This is a genomic window from Streptococcus sp. Z554 (assembly GCF_053010305.1).
Genome location: NZ_JBRKNV010000011.1, coordinates 1 through 21,398 on the forward strand (window position 1 = coordinate 1; position 21,398 = coordinate 21,398).

13 protein-coding genes are annotated in these 21,398 nt (G+C 42.1%); 1 reads left to right on the forward strand and 12 read right to left on the reverse strand.

Going from position 1 to position 21,398, the window contains the following annotated elements; genetic code table 11:
• From ACVC7R_RS08115 to rpoB, 3 genes are all read right to left on the reverse strand, one after another.
• A partial coding sequence (locus ACVC7R_RS08115; protein ID WP_447264286.1) for a CshA/CshB family fibrillar adhesin-related protein occupies window positions 1-3,971 on the reverse strand: 3,971 nt, incomplete at its 3' end.
• A 257-nt stretch (window positions 3,972-4,228) separates the two neighbouring features.
• Window positions 4,229-7,876: a DNA-directed RNA polymerase subunit beta' gene (gene rpoC, locus ACVC7R_RS08120; protein WP_447264287.1), complete on the reverse strand. Its 3,648-nt coding sequence runs from the start codon at window positions 7,874-7,876 to the stop codon at window positions 4,229-4,231.
• A gap of 32 nt (window positions 7,877-7,908) precedes the next feature.
• Window positions 7,909-11,511: a DNA-directed RNA polymerase subunit beta gene (gene rpoB, locus ACVC7R_RS08125; RefSeq protein WP_447264288.1), complete on the reverse strand. Its 3,603-nt coding sequence runs from the start codon at window positions 11,509-11,511 to the stop codon at window positions 7,909-7,911.
• 549 nt (window positions 11,512-12,060) lie between these two features.
• On the opposite strand from rpoB, the gene ACVC7R_RS08130 reads away from it, so the two are divergent.
• Window positions 12,061-12,366: a rhodanese-like domain-containing protein gene (locus tag ACVC7R_RS08130; RefSeq protein WP_447264289.1), complete on the forward strand. Its 306-nt coding sequence runs from the start codon at window positions 12,061-12,063 to the stop codon at window positions 12,364-12,366.
• Between the two features lie 94 nt (window positions 12,367-12,460).
• Here ACVC7R_RS08130 and ACVC7R_RS08135 read toward each other — a convergent pair whose 3' ends face one another.
• From ACVC7R_RS08135 to dltC, 9 genes are all read right to left on the reverse strand, one after another.
• Complete coding sequence (locus tag ACVC7R_RS08135; RefSeq protein ID WP_447264290.1) at window positions 12,461-12,736, reverse strand: metal-sensitive transcriptional regulator; 276 nt, start codon at window positions 12,734-12,736, stop codon at window positions 12,461-12,463.
• 62 nt (window positions 12,737-12,798) lie between these two features.
• Complete coding sequence (locus ACVC7R_RS08140; RefSeq protein ID WP_447264291.1) at window positions 12,799-13,653, reverse strand: VOC family protein; 855 nt, start codon at window positions 13,651-13,653, stop codon at window positions 12,799-12,801.
• 284 nt (window positions 13,654-13,937) lie between these two features.
• Window positions 13,938-15,440 (reverse strand): zinc ABC transporter substrate-binding protein AdcA, encoded by a 1,503-nt coding sequence (locus tag ACVC7R_RS08145; protein ID WP_447264292.1) that lies wholly within the window; start codon window positions 15,438-15,440, stop codon window positions 13,938-13,940.
• A gap of 9 nt (window positions 15,441-15,449) precedes the next feature.
• On the reverse strand, window positions 15,450-16,256 hold the full coding sequence (locus ACVC7R_RS08150) for a metal ABC transporter permease (RefSeq protein ID WP_447264293.1): 807 nt from the start codon (window positions 16,254-16,256) through the stop codon (window positions 15,450-15,452).
• On the reverse strand, window positions 16,249-16,953 hold the full coding sequence (locus ACVC7R_RS08155) for a metal ABC transporter ATP-binding protein (protein ID WP_447264294.1): 705 nt from the start codon (window positions 16,951-16,953) through the stop codon (window positions 16,249-16,251). Before ACVC7R_RS08155 ends, ACVC7R_RS08150 begins: the two co-directional genes overlap by 8 nt.
• Window positions 16,953-17,393, reverse strand: coding sequence for a zinc-dependent transcriptional regulator AdcR (adcR, locus tag ACVC7R_RS08160; protein ID WP_447264295.1), 441 nt, complete (start codon window positions 17,391-17,393; stop codon window positions 16,953-16,955). Before adcR ends, ACVC7R_RS08155 begins: the two co-directional genes overlap by 1 nt.
• 138 nt (window positions 17,394-17,531) lie before the next feature.
• Window positions 17,532-19,592, reverse strand: coding sequence for a cell surface ecto-5'-nucleotidase Nt5e (nt5e, locus tag ACVC7R_RS08165; protein ID WP_447264296.1), 2,061 nt, complete (start codon window positions 19,590-19,592; stop codon window positions 17,532-17,534).
• A 295-nt stretch (window positions 19,593-19,887) separates the two neighbouring features.
• Window positions 19,888-21,156 carry a D-alanyl-lipoteichoic acid biosynthesis protein DltD gene (gene dltD, locus ACVC7R_RS08170; protein WP_447264297.1) on the reverse strand — a complete coding sequence of 423 codons (1,269 nt, stop codon included), beginning with the start codon at window positions 21,154-21,156 and terminating at the stop codon, window positions 19,888-19,890.
• Entirely contained in the window at window positions 21,149-21,388 is a 240-nt protein-coding gene (dltC, locus tag ACVC7R_RS08175; RefSeq protein ID WP_006153996.1) for a D-alanine--poly(phosphoribitol) ligase subunit DltC, read from the reverse strand. The genes dltD and dltC overlap by 8 nt, the downstream gene beginning before the upstream one ends.
• Window positions 21,389-21,398: the final 10 nt, after the last annotated feature.

The window sequence follows — 21,398 nt, forward strand, 5'->3', positions numbered from 1 at the left end:
AATGTTACTGTTCCGTCAGCTGCTACTGTGTAAGTACCAACACCTTCAACTGTCTTAGTTGTTGAGCCATCATCAAAGGTTGCTGGAACAGCTTCGTTGATTTCAACAGTCTTCTCAACACCATCAACCGTTACAGTTCCACCCTTGAATTCAGGTTTACCTGTTTGAGTGGCACCTTGAATGTCGGTTGTTTCTGCTGGTGTTGCAGTTGGAGTCACTGGAACGATTTCTGGAGTGTAAGTTGTATCAACCTTGATACCGTTTGAGCTTTCAGCTTGAACCTTAACAGGAGTTACTTTACCTGTGTAAGACTTATCAGTTGGTGTGAATGTTACAGCACCAGTTGCTGGGTCGATCGTGAAGGTACCGATTGGTGTTGTTCCATCTTCAGCATAAGCTGGTGTCGTTGAAACTTCGTTACCATCTTTATCTAGCAATGTGTAGCTATTACCCTTAATCGTGATCGCTTTATCTTCACCATTTACTTGAACAGTAGCTCCTGCAAAGGTTGGTGTACCGGTTTGAGTCGCACCTTGGATATCTTTTGAAGTTGCAGGGCTTGCAGTTGGAACAGCTGGCACTACAGTTGGAGTGTAGGTCGCATCTGAAGTGATGGTTGTTGTCTTACCATCTTCATTTGTAATCGTAACAGTTGCCTGAACGGTTACTCCTTTAGCAGTACCAACAAAGTCTTTTTCAGGAGTGAAAGTAACCGCTCCAGTTGTTGGATCGATTGTATAGCTACCTTCACCTGCTACAGTCACAGTTGTCTCATCTGTTGGTTGACCAGTCGCGGGATCCACCAATTTCTTGCTTGTGATTTTCGCAGTCTTGTCGTTACTCAAATCAAAGGTTGGTGTTTGTGTTTGAGGAACGTTCTGAACATCTGCAGAAACTTTATCTGTAGGAGTCACTGTGATTGGTGTGACAGTTGGAGTGTACTTAGCTGTCGCTGTCTTGATGTACTCCGCTTGAACCTTACCATCTTTGTTTCGACCAACTGGTGCTGACAATGTAACTTCAATGCCTTTAGCTGTTCCGACAAAGCTTGGTTCAGGCACAAACGACACTTCACCTGTTGAAGGATTGATCGTATATGTTCCTTCACCTGCTACTGTTACTGATGTAGCATCAGTGCTAAGACCTGTTGCTGGATCTACTAACTTAGCTGGATACTCTGCACTAGGGGCAATGGAAATCTTATCTCCATTAGCATTTGTTTCTGTAGTATTAAAGGCTGGTGTTCCAGTTTGAGTTGCACCTTGAACATCTGTAGAAGTCTTATCCACCCCTTCAATCTCTATTGGTGTGACTGTTGGAATGTAGAGACCATCCATAGTATTCAAAACAGTATCTACGTTAGCTTCATCAGCTGGGAATTTTGTTGACCAGCCAGTGTCATATCCATTGCTGTCTGTACGACGGATAGAGATCCCATCAGCTGTTCCTAGGAAGTTATCTTCTGGGATAAATTCCACATTCACATCTTTACCGTTCGCAGTAATCTTGTACTTCCCTTGACCAGGAACTACATAATATCCTTCTGCATCAAGAGTTGCGCGATTGCCATCTTTATCAACGATGTAAGGCTCTACAGATTCGTCGATGACGGCAGTAGAGTTACGAATATATTTTTGTTCTCCACGAGCAGTAAAGGCTACAGTTGCTGTTTGTTTAGCTCCTTGAAGGCCAGTTGTTTCCTTAAATTCCCCTTTTGGTGGGTGAGTAATTTGAGTCTTGAAGTCTTCCACTTCCCCTGAGAAGGCCATACCAGTTGGGCTTTCAATCTCAGTAGCTTTCTTGGCAATACGAACACGAGCACCTAGTTCGTTGACGCTTGGGTCGATATAAGTCTTGCTGTGTGCGAAAGTCAACTCAACTGTACCATCTTGGGTCACTGTTGCAAGATCAGAGCGCTCATCTTCATCAAAAGTACCGTTTTGGTTGAAGTCAACCCAACCATAGATATAAGCTTCTTTAGCTCCATCTAAATGAGCTTGAACTGACATCTTGTAGTTACCTGGGCGTGTACGGTCCATCTTGATCATCTCATTGGTTGTGCCTTTGAGATCATCTGGAAGCAATTGGTTGATTCCTTCATCGGCTGTCGTTGAGTTATCATCACCGAACCAGTCAAGAGTTGTATTTTCATCCATATCAGGGCTAACGCTACCAAAGTATGGTTGGTTTACTTTCTTACCAGTAATACCATCTACCGTTGCAATCGAATGAACAGCCTTGCCATATGATTCAGGAGCATCTCCTTCATCAAGTGGGAAGAAACCAAGCATTGCTGACTGTTTCCCTGAAGATGCAATATACAAGCCAATCTCAGATGCCCCGCGTGTCATAACCAAAGGAACAGAGAATTTATTAGCAGATACGTTGGGGCCAAAAACTCCTGTACCTAGACCACCAGTCACTTGGTCAGGACTACCAAAGTATTTCCATGCAACTGGTTTCTTATCAGGACCAACTTCTTTTGCATCACGAAGTAATTGCAAGTTTTGTCCGGTTATTTTAACTCCATCTACATCAATCCATTTATTTCTACTTATACCATAATCATTGGCTGGATCAAAATAGTTGTTTGTGTCTTGAACTACATACGCTTCCCCATAAGGAAATTTTTTCCATTCTCCGATATGCTTCCAACCAGTACCATTCGTTGTGAACAATACTAATTCACCTGGGTTAGCTGACTCACCATCAGCAGCTACTACTGCTGGTTTTACTGACTTACCACGGAATGTTGCAGAAATCTCAAATTGAACACCGATATTCCCACCATTATAATCTGATGATATTGTTGTTCGTTTCGAACCAGTATCAATTCCTTCTTTACGAATTTCAGTCCATCGGTTTTGAGCGTCTGCTACTACTAGTGCCTCCTCATTGTTGGCAAAGGCTGCTTTAGTCTTAGGGTCTCCGATAGTACCAATGTAGCCATTTTTAGCGTTTGGATCATAGGTTGCTTTTTCTGCTTCTGTTGCTCCTCGCTCTTCAAGACGTTTTTTATAGAGTTCAGTTGCTTGGAATGGTTTCAAAGACTTAACCTTGATGGTAACTACATAGCCTGGCATTATTTCCTTAGTATAGGTAGCACCAACTTGGAGTGCAAGTTTGCCATCTGACGTTGTCGTTGTACCTGTCCAGTTAGCCTTATCCCCAAAGTCCAACCATGAGATTTGACTCGCCAAATCCGCTGCTTTTATATCTGTTGTAAATCCTGGTTTTTCAACTTTTGGAGTTGAAGTTGCGTCTTCAACGTCTGCACCGATTCCAGTAGCTGTTGCAGTATCTGCACGGAAGGCAGTATTCTTATCAATCTCTTTACCATTACGAGGGTCGTTTTTACCTGTATTCGCGATTGCGTTTGTACCTTCAGCTGGTTTTGTGTTTTCTGCAGGTTTTCCTGTAGTTGCTTCTGTTGTATCAGGAGTTGCTACTTTTTCTTCAGCTACAACTTTTTCTTTGCTTTTAAGCTTAGCATTGACAGTTGTTACAAGTGATTGATAAGTCGCATCCAACTCAGCTTGACTTGTAGCAGATGTCAGAACATTCTGGGCGTTAGCAAGACTTGCTTTGAGAACTTCTATACTCTCATCTGTCTTATTGCCGTACTTCCCATTTGCCAAGTTTGCTTCAATTTCAGCAACATAGGCTGACAACTTTTCCTTATTAAGCTCAGGTTTTACTTCAGTTGAAACTGCAGGCGCTGTTTCTGCTTGGTAAGTTACTTCTTTAGCAGGTGCTACTTCTGTAATTTCAGGAATTTCTGCCTTGTCAACTTCTGTTGTAGCTACAACTCCATCAGCTTGTTTTTCTTCAGTTACTTCATCAGCTCCGACACCTGTGGCAGTTCCGAGCATTACCAACGTTCCGAGCAAAACCGAGCAAACTCCTACATTTAACTTACGAATCGAAAATCGACTAATACGGTCATTAAACAAATCATTTTTCACTAACATTACCTCCAAGTTGCATAAAATTTAACTTAGTTTAGAATAAATATGTATTTACTATTCATTATTTTTCGTAAACTACCCGCTATTATATTTTATCATGCCAGTCCTTGAATACCAAGCATTTTGCTCAATTTTTTGAAAAAAATTTTTTCTACTTTTATAGCTCAAATTATTTAGTAAATCATATAAAAATCAATATACCTTTTCTATATATTTAATACAAAAAAGAGGGAAGACCCTCTTTTTGTTTAAGTATTATTTTATTCACTTACTTCAACAGTCTCGACTTGGGTATCCACTTGCTCTTCTTGTGAATCTGCAAGGAATGACTCTTCATTGACTGCTTTTGGTTCAAGGTTACGGTAGCGAGCCATACCAGTACCAGCTGGGATGATCTTACCGATGATGACATTTTCCTTGAGACCAAGGAGATGGTCCTTCTTACCACGGATAGCTGCGTCTGTAAGGACACGAGTTGTTTCCTGGAAGGAAGCCGCTGACAAGAAACTATTTGTTTCAAGCGAGGCTTTGGTGATTCCCATAAGGACTGGACGACCAGTTGCTGGAACTCCGCCTGAGATAAGGACATCCTTGTTAGCATCTGTAAAGTCGTTGATATCCATGAGAGTACCCATGAGAAGGTCTGTATCCCCTGGATCCATGACACGAACTTTACGGATCATTTGACGAACCATTACCTCGATGTGTTTGTCACCGATTTCTACCCCTTGGCTACGGTAAACTTTTTGTACTTCACCGAGGAGGTAAGTCTCAACTGACAAAACATCACGTACAGCAAGGAGACGTTTTGGTTGGATAGAACCTTCTGTAAGAGCTGCACCACGAGAGACTTGGTCCCCAACTTGGACACGCATACGGGCTGTAAATGGTACCACGTATTCGCCTTCTCCAGTTTCACCTTTAACGAAGACTTTCTTGGTACGAGTTGAAGCATCTTCTTCGATAGCTGTAACCTCACCCTTGACTTCTGTGATGACCGCTTCCCCTTTAGGATTGCGGGCTTCAAAGATTTCTTGGACACGAGGAAGACCCTGAGTGATATCGGTATTTGAGGCAACCCCACCCGTGTGGAAGGTACGCATGGTAAGCTGTGTACCAGGTTCCCCGATAGATTGGGCAGCGATGGTACCAACTGCTTCCCCAACTTCAACCGCATCACCAGTCGCCAAGTTGATACCGTAACAGTGACGGCAGACACCATGACGAGTGTTACATGTAAATACTGAGCGAATCGTTACTTCTTCAACACCGGCATTCACAATTTCACGTGCCTTATCTTCTGTAATCAATTCATTTGGACCGATGATAACTGCACCAGTTTCTGGATGTTTAACAGTTTTCTTAGTGTAACGACCATTGAGACGCTCTTCAAGAGACTCGATCATCTCTTTACCTTCTGTGATAGAACGGATCAAGAGACCACGGTCAGTTCCACAGTCGTCCTCACGGATGATAACATCTTGGGCAACGTCAACCAAACGACGAGTCAAGTAACCTGAGTCGGCTGTCTTAAGGGCCGTATCGGTCATACCTTTACGGGCACCGTGAGTTGAGAAGAACATTTCGAGTACTGACAAACCTTCGCGGAAGTTTGAAAGGATTGGCAATTCCATGATACGTCCGTTCGGAGCAGCCATCAGACCACGCATACCGGCAAGCTGTGAGAAGTTTGAGATGTTACCACGGGCTCCAGAGTCCATCATCATAACGATAGGGTTCTTAGGATCTTGGTTGGCAACCAAACGTTTCTCGAGTTTTTCACGGGCAGCACGCCATTCAGCTGTAACAGCGTTGTAGCGTTCATCCTCTGTGATCATACCACGACGGAATTGTTTGGTGATTTGTTCTACACGTTTGTGTGATTCTTCGATGATTTCAGCCTTGTCTTCAACGACTGGAATATCGGCGATACCCACTGTTAAACCTGCAAGAGTTGAATGGTGGTAGCCGAGGTTCTTCATACGGTCAAGTAGGGCAGATGTTTCTGTCGTACGGAAACGTTTGAAGATTTCAGCGATGATATTTCCAAGGTTTTTCTTCTTGAATGGTGGGTTGAGTTCAAGTTTATCAATAGCTTCCTTGATATTTCCACCTAGTGGCAAGAAGTACTTAGCCGGAACACCTTCTGTCAAGTTTGTGTTAGTTGGTTCTTGCAAGTATGGCAAACCTTCTGGCATGATATCGTTGAAGAGGATTTTACCTACAGTTGTAAGCAAGATTTTGTGTTTTTGATCTTCTGTCCATGGTTTGTTAAGGCTGTCTGTTGCGATACCAACACGTGAGTGGAGGTGAACATAGCCATTGCGGTAAGCCATAACAGCTTCGTCACGGTCCTTGAAGACCATACCTTCGCCTTCACGGCCAGCTTCTTCCATGGTTAAGTAGTAGTTACCCAAAACCATGTCCTGAGATGGAGTAACAACTGGTTTACCATCTTTCGGATTCAAGATATGCTCAGCAGCCAACATCAAGATACGAGCTTCTGCTTGGGCTTCTTCTGAAAGAGGTACGTGGATGGCCATTTGGTCCCCGTCAAAGTCGGCATTGTAGGCTTCACAGACAAGCGGGTGCAAGCGAAGGGCTTTACCGTCAATCAAGACAGGTTCAAAGGCTTGGATACCCAAACGGTGAAGGGTAGGTGCGCGGTTCAAAAGCACTGGGTGTTCTTTGATCACTTCTTCGAGGATATCCCAGATACGTTCATCTCCACGTTCTACCAAGCGTTTAGCCGCTTTAACGTTTTGAACGATATCGCGCGCAACGATTTCACGCATAACGAATGGTTTAAAGAGCTCGATTGCCATTTCACGTGGCACACCACATTGGTACATCTTAAGAGTTGGACCAACGGCGATAACGGAACGTCCTGAGAAGTCAACACGTTTACCGAGCAAGTTTTGACGGAAGCGTCCTTGTTTCCCTTTGAGCATGTGACTCAATGATTTAAGTGGACGGCTACCTGGTCCTGTAATTGGACGACCACGACGGCCATTGTCAATCAAAGCGTCAACCGCTTCTTGAAGCATACGCTTCTCATTTTGAACGATGATACCTGGCGCGTTCAACTCAAGCAAACGAGCCAAACGATTGTTACGGTTGATCACACGACGGTAAAGGTCGTTCAAGTCAGATGAGGCAAAACGGCCACCATCCAACTGCAACATTGGACGAAGATCTGGTGGAATAACTGGAAGGATATTGAGAATCATCCATTCAGGCTTGTTTCCAGACTTGTGGAAAGCGTCCAAAACATCCAAACGACGGATAGCTTTCACACGTTTTTGTCCAGTAGCTGTTTTCAACTCTTCTTTGAGTTCAGCAATTTCTTTTTCAAGATCTACTTGTTTCAAAAGGTCTTGGATAGCTTCGGCACCCATTTTGGCAACGAATGAACCATGACCATATTCACGCAAGCGTTCACGGTATTCACGCTCTGTCATGATAGATTTGTGCTCAAGTGGTGTATCTTTTGGATCAATAACCACATAAGCAGCAAAGTAGATAACTTCCTCGAGGGCACGAGGGCTCATGTCAAGGGTCAAGCCCATACGACTCGGAATCCCCTTGAAATACCAGATATGAGATACAGGAGCTTTCAACTCGATGTGTCCCATACGTTCACGACGAACTTTTGTACGCGTTACTTCAACACCACAACGGTCACAAACAATCCCTCTGTAACGAATGCGTTTGTATTTACCACAAGCACATTCCCAGTCTTTTGTAGGACCAAAGATTACTTCGTCAAAGAGTCCTTCACGTTCTGGTTTCAACGTACGGTAATTGATTGTTTCAGGTTTTTTGACTTCTCCATAAGACCATGAACGGACTTTACTTGGAGAAGCTAGTGTGATTTGCATACTTTTAAAACGATTTACATCAACCACTATTTCTTCCCTTTCTATTATAAGTGAACTGCTTATTCTTGTTCAGCAGCTTCTTCTGTTGCTTCCGCTTTTGCATTTTCTTCTGCTTCAAAGGCTGCTTTAGCCTCTAGAGCTGCTCTTTCGCGGGCTTTTTCAAGGTCATCTACGTGGATGACATCTTCGTCCATTCCTTCATCAAGGTCACGAAGTTCCACTTCTTGATCGTCTTCGTCAAGGACACGCATGTCAAGACCAAGAGACTGCAATTCTTTTACAAGAACTCGGAATGATTCTGGAACACCTGGTTTTGGAATTGGTTTTCCTTTTGTAATAGCTTCATATGCTTTCAAACGTCCATTGATATCGTCAGACTTGTAAGTCAAGATTTCTTGAAGAACATTTGACGCACCGTAGGCTTCAAGCGCCCAAACCTCCATCTCACCGAAACGTTGTCCACCAAACTGAGCTTTACCTCCGAGTGGTTGTTGCGTAACAGTTGAGTATGGTCCGACTGAACGAGCGTGCAATTTATCATCAACCATGTGGTGGAGTTTGATCATGTACATGACACCAACTGACACACGGTTGTCAAATGGTTCACCAGTACGCCCGTCGTATAGGATCGTCTTAGCATCACTATCCATACCTGCTTCTTTAACAGTGTCCCAAAGATCTTCTGAACTTGCTCCGTCAAAGACAGGCGTTGCGATGTGGATACCAAGAGTACGAGCTGCCATACCAAGGTGAAGTTCCATAACCTGACCGATATTCATACGTGATGGTACCCCAAGTGGGTTCAACATGATATCGACTGGAGTTCCATCTGGAAGGTAAGGCATGTCTTCTACAGGAACGATGCGAGAGACAACCCCTTTGTTTCCGTGACGTCCGGCCATCTTATCTCCAACCTTGATCTTACGTTTTTGAGCGATGTAGACACGAACCAGCATATTCACGCCAGATTGCAATTCATCACCGTTTGCACGTGTAAAGATTTTAACATCACGAACGACACCGTCGGCACCGTGTGGTACACGAAGAGAAGTGTCACGAACCTCACGAGATTTGTCACCAAAGATCGCGTGCAAGAGACGTTCTTCAGCAGAAAGATCTTTTTCACCCTTAGGTGTTACTTTACCGACAAGGATATCCCCTTCTTTAACCTCAGCACCGATACGGATAATACCCATTTCGTCAAGGTCTTTAAGGGCGTCTTCACCAACGTTTGGAATTTCACGAGTGATTTCTTCAGGTCCAAGCTTTGTATCACGTGTTTCTGATTCGTATTCTTCAAGGTGGACAGATGTATAGACATCGTCTTTGACCAAACGTTCGCTCATGATAACGGCATCCTCGAAGTTGTAACCTTCCCATGTCATGTAGGCAACGATTGGGTTTTGTCCAAGCGCCATTTCACCTTTTTCCATAGAAGGTCCATCCGCGATAAAGTCACCTTTTTCGATGACATCACCAACTCGAACAAGAGTACGTTGGTTATAAGCAGTACCTGAGTTTGAACGACGGAATTTTTGGATGTGGTAAACATCAAGGGATCCATCTTCACGACGAACTTCTACCTTGTCCGCATCCGCATAGGTAACCTTACCACCATGTTGTGCAATAACTGCAGCTCCCGAATCATGGGCTGCTTGGTATTCCATACCAGTACCAACGAAAGGCGCTTTAGGATCAATCAATGGAACAGCTTGACGTTGCATGTTGGCACCCATGAGGGCACGGTTGGAGTCATCGTTTTCCAAGAACGGAATACATGCTGTCGCAACAGCAACTACCTGTTTAGGAGAAACATCCATGTAATCGACACTAGATGCTGGATATTCTTGGTTAACCCCTTGGTGACGTCCCATGACTGTCTTTTCAGCAAAAGTTCCATCTGCGTTCAATTTAGAGTTAGCCTGAGCAACTGTGTATTCATCTTCTTCATCGGCAGTCAACCAAACGATTTCGTTGGTTACTTTACCAGTCGCACGGTCAACCTTACGGTATGGTGTTTGAATGAAACCATACTTGTTGAGGTGTCCGTATGAAGACAAGTTATTGATCAACCCGATGTTTGGCCCTTCAGGTGTTTCGATTGGACACATACGACCATAGTGAGTGTAGTGCACGTCACGAACTTCATATCCGGCACGGTCACGTGTCAAACCACCAGGTCCTAAGGCAGACAAACGACGTTTGTGAGACAACTCAGATAGCGGGTTGTGTTGGTCCATGAACTGTGACAATTGTGAAGAACCAAAAAATTCTTTGATTGCTGCAGTTACTGGACGAATGTTAATGATTTGTTGAGGTGTTAATACTTCGTTATCTTGAACAGACATACGTTCACGAACATTACGTTCCATACGTGAAAGTCCAAGACGTACTTGGTTGGCAAGCAATTCACCAACGGCACGGATACGACGGTTTCCGAGGTGGTCGATATCATCGACGCGACCGATGCCTTCAGCCAAGTTAAGGAAGTAGCTCATTTCAGCAAGGATATCTGCTGGAGTGATTGTGCGAACTTTATCATCTGGATTTGCATTACCGATAATTGTTACAACACGATCTGGATCAGTTGGTGCTACAACCTTGAATTTCTGAAGCACGACTGGTTCTGTCAATACTGCTGAGTCATTTGGAGTGTAAACAATCTTGTTCAAATCGCCATCCAAGTGACTTTCGATACTTTCAATGACATCACGAGTCATAACAGTACCCTTTTCAACTAAGATTTCACCAGTTTCTGGGTCTACCAATGGTTCAGCGATTGTTTGGTTGAGCAAACGAGTTTTAATATTTAATTTCTTGTTAATCTTGTAGCGTCCAACGGCTGCCAAGTCATAACGACGTGGGTCAAAGAAACGAGCTACAAGCAAAGTACGTGAACTCTCAGCAGTTTTTGGTTCCCCTGGACGAAGGCGCTCATAAATTTCTTTCAAGGCTTCGTCTGTACGAGAGTCCATTGGGTTTTTATGGATATCTTTTTCAACAGTGTTGCGAACCAATTCGCTATCACCAAAGATATCAAAGATTTCATCATCACCTGAGAAACCAAGCGCACGAACCAAAGTCGTAAATGGAATTTTACGAGTACGGTCGATACGAGTATAGGCGATGTCTTTTGAGTCGCTTTCAAGTTCCAACCAAGCTCCACGGTTAGGGATAACAGTCGAACCGTAGCCCACTTTACCGTTTTTGTCTACTTTATCATTAAAGTAAACACCTGGTGAACGCACCAACTGTGATACAATAATACGCTCACCACCGTTGATGATGAAGGTACCCATCTCAGTCATGATTGGGAAATCTCCAAAGAAGACTTCTTGAGTTTTGATTTCGCCAGTTTCTTTGTTAATCAAGCGGAAAGTTACAAAGATTGGCGCAGAGTAGCTAGCATCATGGATACGAGCTTCTTCAAGCGTATATTTTGGTTCTTTGATTTCGTAGCCGACAAACTCCAACTCCATTGTTTCTGTGAAGTTTGAAATTGGCAATACATCTTCAAACACTTCCTTCAGACCATGGTCTAGGAAATCTTTGAATGAATCAGTTTGAATTTCAATCAAATTTGGTAAGTCAAGAACTTCTTTAATTCTTGAAAAACTACGACGGGTACGATGTTTCCCGTATTGAACGTCATGTCCTGCCAAGATGATTCTCCTTTGTAAATAAAGTTCCAAGCTTAGTCACCTAAGCTAATAATTATCGTTTAATGGTTCTAAAACCCCTATCAACTCATCCCCCTTGACTAATTTTCAGAATCTTTAAATGTCTGTTACAGATGCAAAAAATACCGAAAAAAAGCACAAAAAGAGCAGTTAAATCCGACTTTTTTCAGGAGATTTAACTGCTGTGAGCCTTGTCCGGACAATATTTCAGACAAAACCTACGACAAATGATTACTCATATTATACTTGATTTTGTCTAATTTTTCAAGGGCTTTGCTTGTTTTTTCTTACTTTAGTATAGATGTGGCTTGTTTTCTGAAAAGGTAGTTTTCTAGAAATATAGTTATTGTTGAATAAAGTAGGATAGGTTCCATTCACTAACCTAGCAACCAATTAAAAAAATCTCTCTTTAGTTTGTAAGCTGGCATCTTGTCTACCGAAAAATAGACAATACTGCTCAATTCAACTCTCTTGACAAAAGCCTTGCTTAGTAGTTTAATATACCCCATAAGGGTATATTGGGAGGTGTCTATGTTTCACTTATTTACAAAAATTGATAGTATTTCTACCGGAGAGCTAAAAGCTAAACTCAAGGAACCCATTCAGCTACTGGATGTTCGGACTCCCACGGAATTCCGTAGAAGCCATATCCAGGAAGCTAAAAATGTTCCTCTAACCGAAATCGGTTCTTATGAACCAGCGACAAAAGAAACACTTTATGTCATTTGTCAGTCTGGTGTTCGTAGTAAGATGGCTGCAAAAAAACTAAAGAAAAAAGGCTATGATGTCATCAATGTTCGAGGTGGCATGAACCACTGGCCTGGTGATGTAGAATAAATAGAATTAAAAAAGAGCAATTGGTCTAATTCCAAGAAAACCAACTGCTCTTTTAATCATTTACTCACTTTTAGAAGAAACGTCTATTTTTTTATTACTTGCGTTTAATCAAGTATTTAACTGCCTTTTCCAATCGTGCTTTTTGAGCCTCAGGGTCATCCAGCGGTTGGTTAATGCAGGTCGTGAGATTTTCCGTAATCATCAACTCAATAATCCGGTCGACACTGGAGCGAACAGCTGTTAATTGGGTAATGATATCAACACAATCACGGTCTTCCTCCATCATTTTTTGAATGCCCCGCAATTGGCCTTCTGAACGTTTGAGACGAGTAATGTACTTCGATTTTGTCGTCTCTTTTTCCTTGAACAATTTTTCTACATTATATCTCTAATGAAAACCTTTGTCAAAAGGATCTCTTCCCTTAAAGCCTTTTAGCCCTCCACCCTCACTCGAGTAACAATTCCATCTTTATCTGTAATGGAGAATTCAGAAGAAAAAATCCATTGAAGCTGACCTTGCTGATCCTGTGCTTGCCTAAACAAATTGACCAAAAACTCTTTATTCTCAACTTCAACAACATAGTAGGCAAGGCCTGCCATTCCATGCTCACGAGGGGCTAACCTTTTTCCTCCCCATTCATTGACTGCTAAATGATGATGGTAGTTTCCTGATGCTATCCAACTGGCATGTGGAATCATGAATTTATCCTCAAGACCTAGAGATTCTTGATAGAATGCACTCGCTTCTCGGCTATTCTTAACAGATAGGTGAACATGCCCCATACGAGTCCCACTTGCAATGACAAAAGGTTCTACGTCTTGTCCTAGTTCATAGATATCTTGGGCGGACAGCTCTTCTGTCACCCCAATAATTCGCCCGTCCTCTCGAATATCCCACTCGGTCACAGGCTTGTCTCTATAGAGCTCAATACCATTGCCCTCTAAATCTTCTAGATAGATAGCCTCACTATAGCCATGATCAGCTCCACCAACTAGTGGAATCTTTAAGTCTAACAAGTGTTTAAAAACATCTGCAAGATCTTCTCGACTTGGCAAAAGGAGAGCCATATGATAAAGACCGTAAGTCTGCTTGGGATTGCTAGTATCATCTGTCTTTATCAGTTTCACAAGAGCCTTGTCCCCAGCGCCCAAAAGAGCCTCTCCTTCCGACTGACGCAATATCTCCAAGCCAAGCAACTGATGATAAAATGCTGTCTGACTTTCTAAATCCTTGACATTTAAAGCCACTTCAGCCAAATGAATCTGACTATTATATTCGTAAACCATAGAAAACCCTTCTTTGTTGTAATGTTTTTTGTTACACCTATTATACAACCTTATCTGTCAATGTCAATCTAGATGCTTAGTGATGATAAACACAAGAAAAGAGAGTGGGACAGAAATCGGTAATTCGTTAGAATTCGATTTCGTCGTCCCACCTCCGCACAGTTGAGCAGGGCTGTAAAAGCTGATGAAATCAGCGTAGTAGAGCCCACTCAACCACTGCGTCTTGCTCGATAATCCATAGACAATTAAGAGGCTAGGACTTTTGTCCCAGCCTCTTTTTCGATTTAATGAGCCAACATTTCTTGGGCAATTTCCTGACCAGATAGGTTATCCGGGTAGTAGGTTGGCCAGTTGTCCATCTCTTCAAAGAGAGCTTCTTGGCTAGTACCTCCAAAGAAAATATGGAAATGCTCTGCTTTGACTGGAGCGATATTGTGGTCGCTAAACTGAACATACTTAAATTGTCCAGCGTCTGCATCAGTCGCTTCAAAGAGGAAGCGTACTCCACGATTCCCTTTCTTATAAGTCAAGATTTTCTTGCCGACATACTTGTAAGTATATTTCTTACTTTGGCCACCTTGGATGAATTCCATAGTGTTATCTGTAATATTAATCTTGGCTACATCTGTTTGGTAACCTTTTTGATAGTAGGCTTTGTATTCATCCTTAGTCATCTTACCAGTCAACTTAGCCTTGTAGTCAAAGACTTGGTCAAGAGTCCCATCCTCAAGGAAAGGATAGACAGACTGCCAGTTGCCAGCATAATCACTTAGGGTACGGTCCTTAACATCTGCATCCTCAAAGTAGCCATTTTGAACGGTTTTAGTTTCCTCTGCCTTTTCTGGTTCAATCTCTGCTCCTGCCTGATCAGTTGTCTGCTTGAGAGACTTGAGGTTTTTCTCCATGACAGAGACATAGTTTTCTCCAGCCTTCATGTCCTCTTCGGTCAAGCTTTCAAGAGGATTCAGAACATCTAACTTCACTCCTGTTTCTTTTGAGAGGGTATTCGCTAGGGCTTGAGAAGCATTTTCTTCAAAGTAGATATAAGAGATTTTATTTTTCTTGATGTACTCGGTCAATTCTGCCAAACGACTTGCTGAAGGCTCCGCATCTGGTGAAAGACCTGAGATAGAGACTTGATTGAGTCCGTAGTCCAAGGCTAGATAACGGAAGGCTGCGTGTTGAGTCACAAAACTCTTTTGTTTTGCACTAGAAAGTCCTTCAGTATAGGCCTTGTCCAAGGCTTGCAGTTTTTCGATATAGGCTGCTGCATTTTGTTCAAAAGTCGCCTTCTTATCCGGATAGTCAGCTGAAAGACTATCACGGATATGTTCTACAAGTTTGATTGCACGCGCAGGAGACAACCATACATGAGGGTCATACTCGTGATGATGACCTTCTTCACCATGGTCATGGTCTTCCTCTTCTTCACTTCCTGGAAGGAGCAGCATATCTCCAGTAGCTTTAATGGTTTTTACTTTTTTTGCATCTAGAGATTCTAAAAGTTTAGGAACCCAAGTTTCCATGTTTTCATTTTCATAAACAAAGGCATCCGCATCTTGGATTTTAGCGACCGCCTTAGGTGATGGTTCATAATCATGTGGCTCTGTTCCAGCCCCAATTAAGAGTTCGACATTGGCTGTGTCGCCTGCTACTTGCTTAGTAAATTCGTAGACAGGGTAGAAAGTTGTAACGATATTTAATTTCCCGTCTGCTTGTTTTTGATTGGAACAAGCAACTAAGAATAAGGTCACAAGACTTGCCAAAAGTAGGCTTAGTTTTTTCATTTACTTCTCCTATTTGATAAAACGTTTGAATAAGCTGACTACTAAAAAGACAACTACAAAGATAATGGTGATACTTGCACTCGGTGGTGTCTCTGCATAATAGGAAATATATAGTCCCGCAACCATACCTAGAAAGCCAATAACACTGGCAAGAATCATCACAGAACTAAAGTTTTTACCTAGACGCAAAGCAATACTTGCTGGTAAGACCATGATAGTCGATACCAAAAGTGCTCCCGCAGCTGGTATCATGAGGGCAATAGCAACACCCGTTACCATGTTAAAGAGAATAGACATGGTACGCACTGGAAGACCATCGACAAAAGCTGTATCCTCGTCAAAAGTTAGAATATACATGGGTCTTAAAAAGAGGAAGGTTAGGATTAAAACAACTGCCGCAATGACAAAGAGCCCAATGACCTGCTCTTGACTAATAGTCACGATAGAACCAAAAAGGTATTGGTCCAGACTCATAGAACTAGAGCTCTTCCCCTTACTCATGACAATAAGTGAAACTGCAAGTCCTGTAGACATGAGAATGGCTGTCCCAATCTCCATAAAGCTTTTATAAACCGTACGTAGGTATTCAAGGAAGACCGCCGCAATCAAGACAATGGCAATGGTTGAAATGGTCGGAGAAATCCCTAAAACCAAGCCAAAGGCAACCCCTGAAAGCGAGACGTGACTCAAAGTATCACTCATGAGACTCTGACGACGCAAGATAAGGAAGGTCCCCAGAACTGGTGAAAAGAGACTCATGGCAATAACTGCCAAAAAGGCTCGCTGCATAAAATCATAAGACAGTAGATTAAGCATGCTCCACCTCCTGGTCACTTTCATGGACATTGAAGCAACGCCATGGCGAATCTTGGTCTCGGACAAGGTGAATATTGCGATCTGCGTAGTCTTTTACTTCTTCAGGATCGTGAGTAATCATCAAAACAGCCTTGCCATGATGGTGGGCACTGTGGTGCATGAGTTCATAAAACTCATCCTTGGTTCCCGCATCCATCCCTGTCGTCGGCTCATCCAAGATAAAGATATCTGGATCTGAAGCAAACATACGTGCGATAACAGCCCTCTGCTTTTGCCCACCAGAGAGAGAGCCAATGCGTTTATCCCGATGTTCCCACATGCCAACCGAGTTCAAACTAGCCTTGATATGTTCCTCATCGTGAGCATTTAAACGACGGAACCAGCCCTTTCTTGGATAACGACCTGATTTGACAAATTCATAAACAGTGCTCGGAAAGCCTGCATTAAAACTTGCAATCTGTTGAGGAAGGTAGGCGATTCTTAATTTTGTCCCACGAGTGTTGGTCTTTGAAATGGTCACTTTACCAAATCTTGGTTGTAGAATACCCAGACTAGCCTTAATTAGCGTTGTCTTGGCTGCTCCATTTTCTCCAGTAAGGGTGACAAATTCCCCACTATCAATACTGTAATTAATATGCTCAAGCACAGGTTCCTTGTCATAATAGAAGGACAAATCCTCTACTGTGATGTATCTCATTACTTGATTTCTCCTACTAAAGCAGTTAAAAACCGCTGGATAATTTTTTGCTCCTCAGCTGAAAATTGACTTGCAACTTGCTCATACGTCGAGAGGGTATGTTCATGATGATGGTGATGTTCCTCAGCAATCGGTCGAGCGAGGTCTGTCAATTGATAAAAAATCACTCGAGCATCCTTAGGATCCTTAGACGTTTCCAGCATCCCCTCTTTAATCAAAGACTTAATAGCCTTGGTAACAGCCGCTTGACTGACATTAAGGCGACGTGCCAACTCAGAATTGGTCAATGATTCTTCTGATAAGAGCATGAGGATATGCTCCTGGGTATTGGTCAAAGCCACTTCACTCGTGCAATGACCAATCAAAATTTCATGTTGATTTTCGGCTTTCAAAATAACTTCATTTAAAAAATGATCAATTTCCGTTGCTAATTCTCTCATGATTTGCCCCTTTCTTCGAACAGTTTTTCCATTATTACAGGACTTTTAGTCTATTTGTTTACTAGTTAAGTATATCACATCCAAGAAAAGTGTCAAGAAAAAAGATGAAAACACTTAATGTGTTTTCATCTTAAGAAATTAATTCTCTTTTTTACGAGTGCTCCAAAGGGCCCCTCCACCCAGAAGCATTCCGAATAGCATCATGAAAATAGACTGCTCACTACCTGTATTTGGAAGTAGTTTTTCTGAAACTGTAGCCTTGTTGGTGTATTGGTCTCCTGATTGATAAGCAACCTTAACAGTATTGGTTTGAGATGGTTGACTTTTTTCATCTTTAGCAGTCTCTCTCGGCTCCTGCTCTCTGCTTGGATCTGCGTCAAGCTTGAAGGTCTTAGAATCTACAGAAATGGTTCTTGAGTTTGGATTTACTTTCTCATATTGCAACAAGTCAGCCGTCTTGAGGTAGTCTTCAAAGGCCGCATCCATTGACGGTCCTTCTTCTCGAACACCACCAAGCATGCTATAGCCATCTCCACCTGCAGCCAAGAAGTCATTGGTTGTTAGGTAGTAAGTTTTTGATAGTTCTAGCTTTTCATAGGCACCGTTTGTATGATTCTTAACCTGAACAGCCAAGACACGTTTACCTGAAGGTAGGTTTGTATCATAGTAAACCTTGACACCTGAAACTTGTAAGAAACCTCCGCTTGGCTCTAGCAATGGTTGACTATTCTCATCTAAGACAGTTTTGCCGTCCTTATCGACTTGTAAGATGGAACCAAGTGATTTTTCAAACATATCAAGGACTTGTTGGCCTGTCACCTGGATTTGTGTGATGGTATTTCCGAACGGTAAAACGGCGATAACATTTCCCTTAGTGATTGGTTTATCTTTGGCAATCGTTTCACGCAATCCACCACCGTTGGTCACAGCGATATCTGTTGGATGGCTAAAACCAGTCTGTCCGTATTGATAGAGAGCATCTGCCACAACGTTTCCTAGGTTGGTTTCACGGACACGAACATTTTCACGATCGCCATTAAGCTCAACTGGACTCTTCGAAACCACTTCTACTGCATTTTCAGCATCATACTTTTCTTTAATTTCTTTAACCATGGCAGCAATCTTTGGATTGGCTTCTAGTTTCTTAGCATCTGCAGCAGGTATCTGGCTTGGATTTCCTAATAATTGACGTGATTTATAAGTGATTCTTCCAACATTATGAAGATAGCTTCCAGTCTGGTTATAGGTTACATTGTCGCCATATGTAGTTGATTCTACAGTATGGGAGTGACCATCAATCACTGTAACACGCTTACCCTTCAAACGAGGATTTTTCGAAAGTGCCTCTGCAAGTGTTGAACCGCGCCATTCTACAGGTGTTGTTGTGTCAACACCTAAGTGAGCTAGGACAACATAGTGTTTGTAGTCTTTGCCTTCTGCCAGGGCTTTAGCTTGAATTTCTTCGATAACCTTGTTAACCTCTGCAATAGGCTCTGTAAAGGTTACCCCTTTGACATTTTTAGGGTGAGTTTTAGTAGCTGTTTCAGGTGTTGTTACACCGATGACAACAAACTCATCACCTTCACGATTTTTGTCCTTGTCAACGATAGTAGCAGCTTCAAAGAGACGAACACCATCTACATAGGTATTTGAGCTTAACAAGGGAAATTTCAAAATTTCTTTGTATTTTTTAGCTTCATCAAGACCGAAATCAAACTCATGATTTCCTACAGCCATGGCATCATAATCCATCTCGTTGAGAATTTTAGCACGTTCCTCACCTTTTGATGAGTTTGAGATAGGTAGCCCTTGGAAGGCATCACCAGCATCTACAACCAAGGTTGTTTGATCTTTTTTGGCACGCTCTTGCTCAATTACAGTAGCAAGTTTAGCATCTCCAATGACTCCCTTTTCCTCTACAATACGACCATGGACATCATTGGTGTGTAAGATAACAGTATCCTGTTCTTCTTTTTCAGAAGTTGTTGACACCGCTTCAGAAACTTCTGGTCTACTTGTAACACTTGGTGCTTCTTCAGTAGTTACGGGCTCTTCTGTTACTGACGAAGTCGCTGTAGTCGCAAGAACTTCCGTAGTTTCTATAGGAGCCGGACTCTCCTCAGCATAGGCATGACTTGCCAAAAACGCAGGAGCTAATAAAGCTGTTGACAGGATGGGTAGTAAGAATTGTTTCTTCATTTTGAAACCTCTTTCTCTTCATAGTTCTTTAACTATTATACGCTATTTAACATTTTTTTGAAACTTTTAGCCTTTTTTAGGGTAAAAGATTCGATATTTCATAAAAAAGAGGCTGGGACAAAAGTCCTAGCCTCTCAATTGTCTTTGAATTATCGAGCAAGACGCAGTGGTTGAGTGGGCTCTACTACGCTGATTTCATCAGCTTTTACAGCCCTACTCAACTGTGCGGAGGTGGGACGACGAAATCGAATTCTGACGAATGACCGATTTCTGTCCCACTCTCTCTTTTTCTATATTATTGAAAATCTTTGATATTCCCGTCGTAATTAGCCCAATCCTGGCTAAAGAATCGGTCATTCATTTGGTAATTAGGGGCTGTTGTTGGATTGCTCAAAAAAGGATTTACAACCTTATCAAAGGCCAACCAGCCTAACCATCCAATATGAATCGTATCCTTAACAAAGTAAGGTTCTCCTCCATTTTTTGAGAAATCAGCAATATTGGTGAAACCTTGGCTTTCCAACTGGTAACGAATTTTTTCGACAGAATGTTGATACATTTCCTCACTCAGTCCAGTATAATCCATCCATTTTTTATTGACAGGTTGAAAAACAAAGAGCACATTCACCTTGGACTTGGCAAATTGATCGAGTACTAGCTGCAAATCATTGTACTCAGATGACTTGAGAAAGTTGTAATTTTTTTGATATCCTTCCCACTTTTTCAAATCTTTCTTTAACTGAGTATTGTAAAAATGGTTCTCCATTCCCAAATCATTATTGGTTGTATTTTCTTCACCCTCTTTTCGAGCGATATTTTCCAATTCTTCATAAGAAAATTGATCTGGGAGACTGCTCAAATATTTTTCAACATGTTCTTTATACTTTAATCGACCTCGAATCGAGAATTGGCCAAAAAGAGCAGCTTGTTTTTCATTGAACTCTGCAGAAGCTGTGATGATTGAATGATCAAAGTCCGACAATTGCTCGTTCTTAGCTAACTTCTCAATAATACCCTTCAGCGGTACGCTTGGATTCTGCTTCAAGAGTCTATTGGCCGCATACTGAGTGGCCACATCTCCAGATTGATTTTCCAAAAAGGCAGTCAACTGATCATTGTTAAAATAAGTTTGAAAAATAGTTGAGTCATGATCCTCTTTTGTAAACCACTGTGGAGAGATTACAAATACAGCTTGTTTGTTTTCAAGCTCAGATGTGATTTGTTGCATCCCAAAATACTGACTAAGAGAAGCGGCTCCTGCCTGCCCCATAAAATAAGGACGGTAGGAGCGGTTATACTTTTCAGCCAACACTCCTGGATGCATGTTATCAAAACGAATCCATTCACTCGAACCCAAAAAGGGTATAAAACGTATATTAGGATCCGTGAGAGCTCTCACTTTTTGACTTCTCTCTTTAAAACTTTCTGCACTTACTGAGGCTGCAGAGTATTTTTCCTCCATTAGATTATGACTCTTACTACTAGGATAGAAAAAAATGAGTAGAAGAACCAATAAACCTGCAATAAGAATCGGCCCGAAGATTAACCACAGGCGTTTAAGCATTCTTTAACTCCGTAATCCCTGCCACGATTTTATTGGCTGTATTCCAATCATCACGACCAAATTCTGTAACCGGGACACGTATATCAAAGCGGTTTTCGATTTCCACGATTAATTCAACTGTTCCCATACTATCCAAGACGCCTGCATCAAAAAGATCCTCATCCATCATGCCAGAAACATCTTCCATAAACAATTCATCAATAATTTCAATAACTTCTGATTTGATATCCATTTTTTAATTC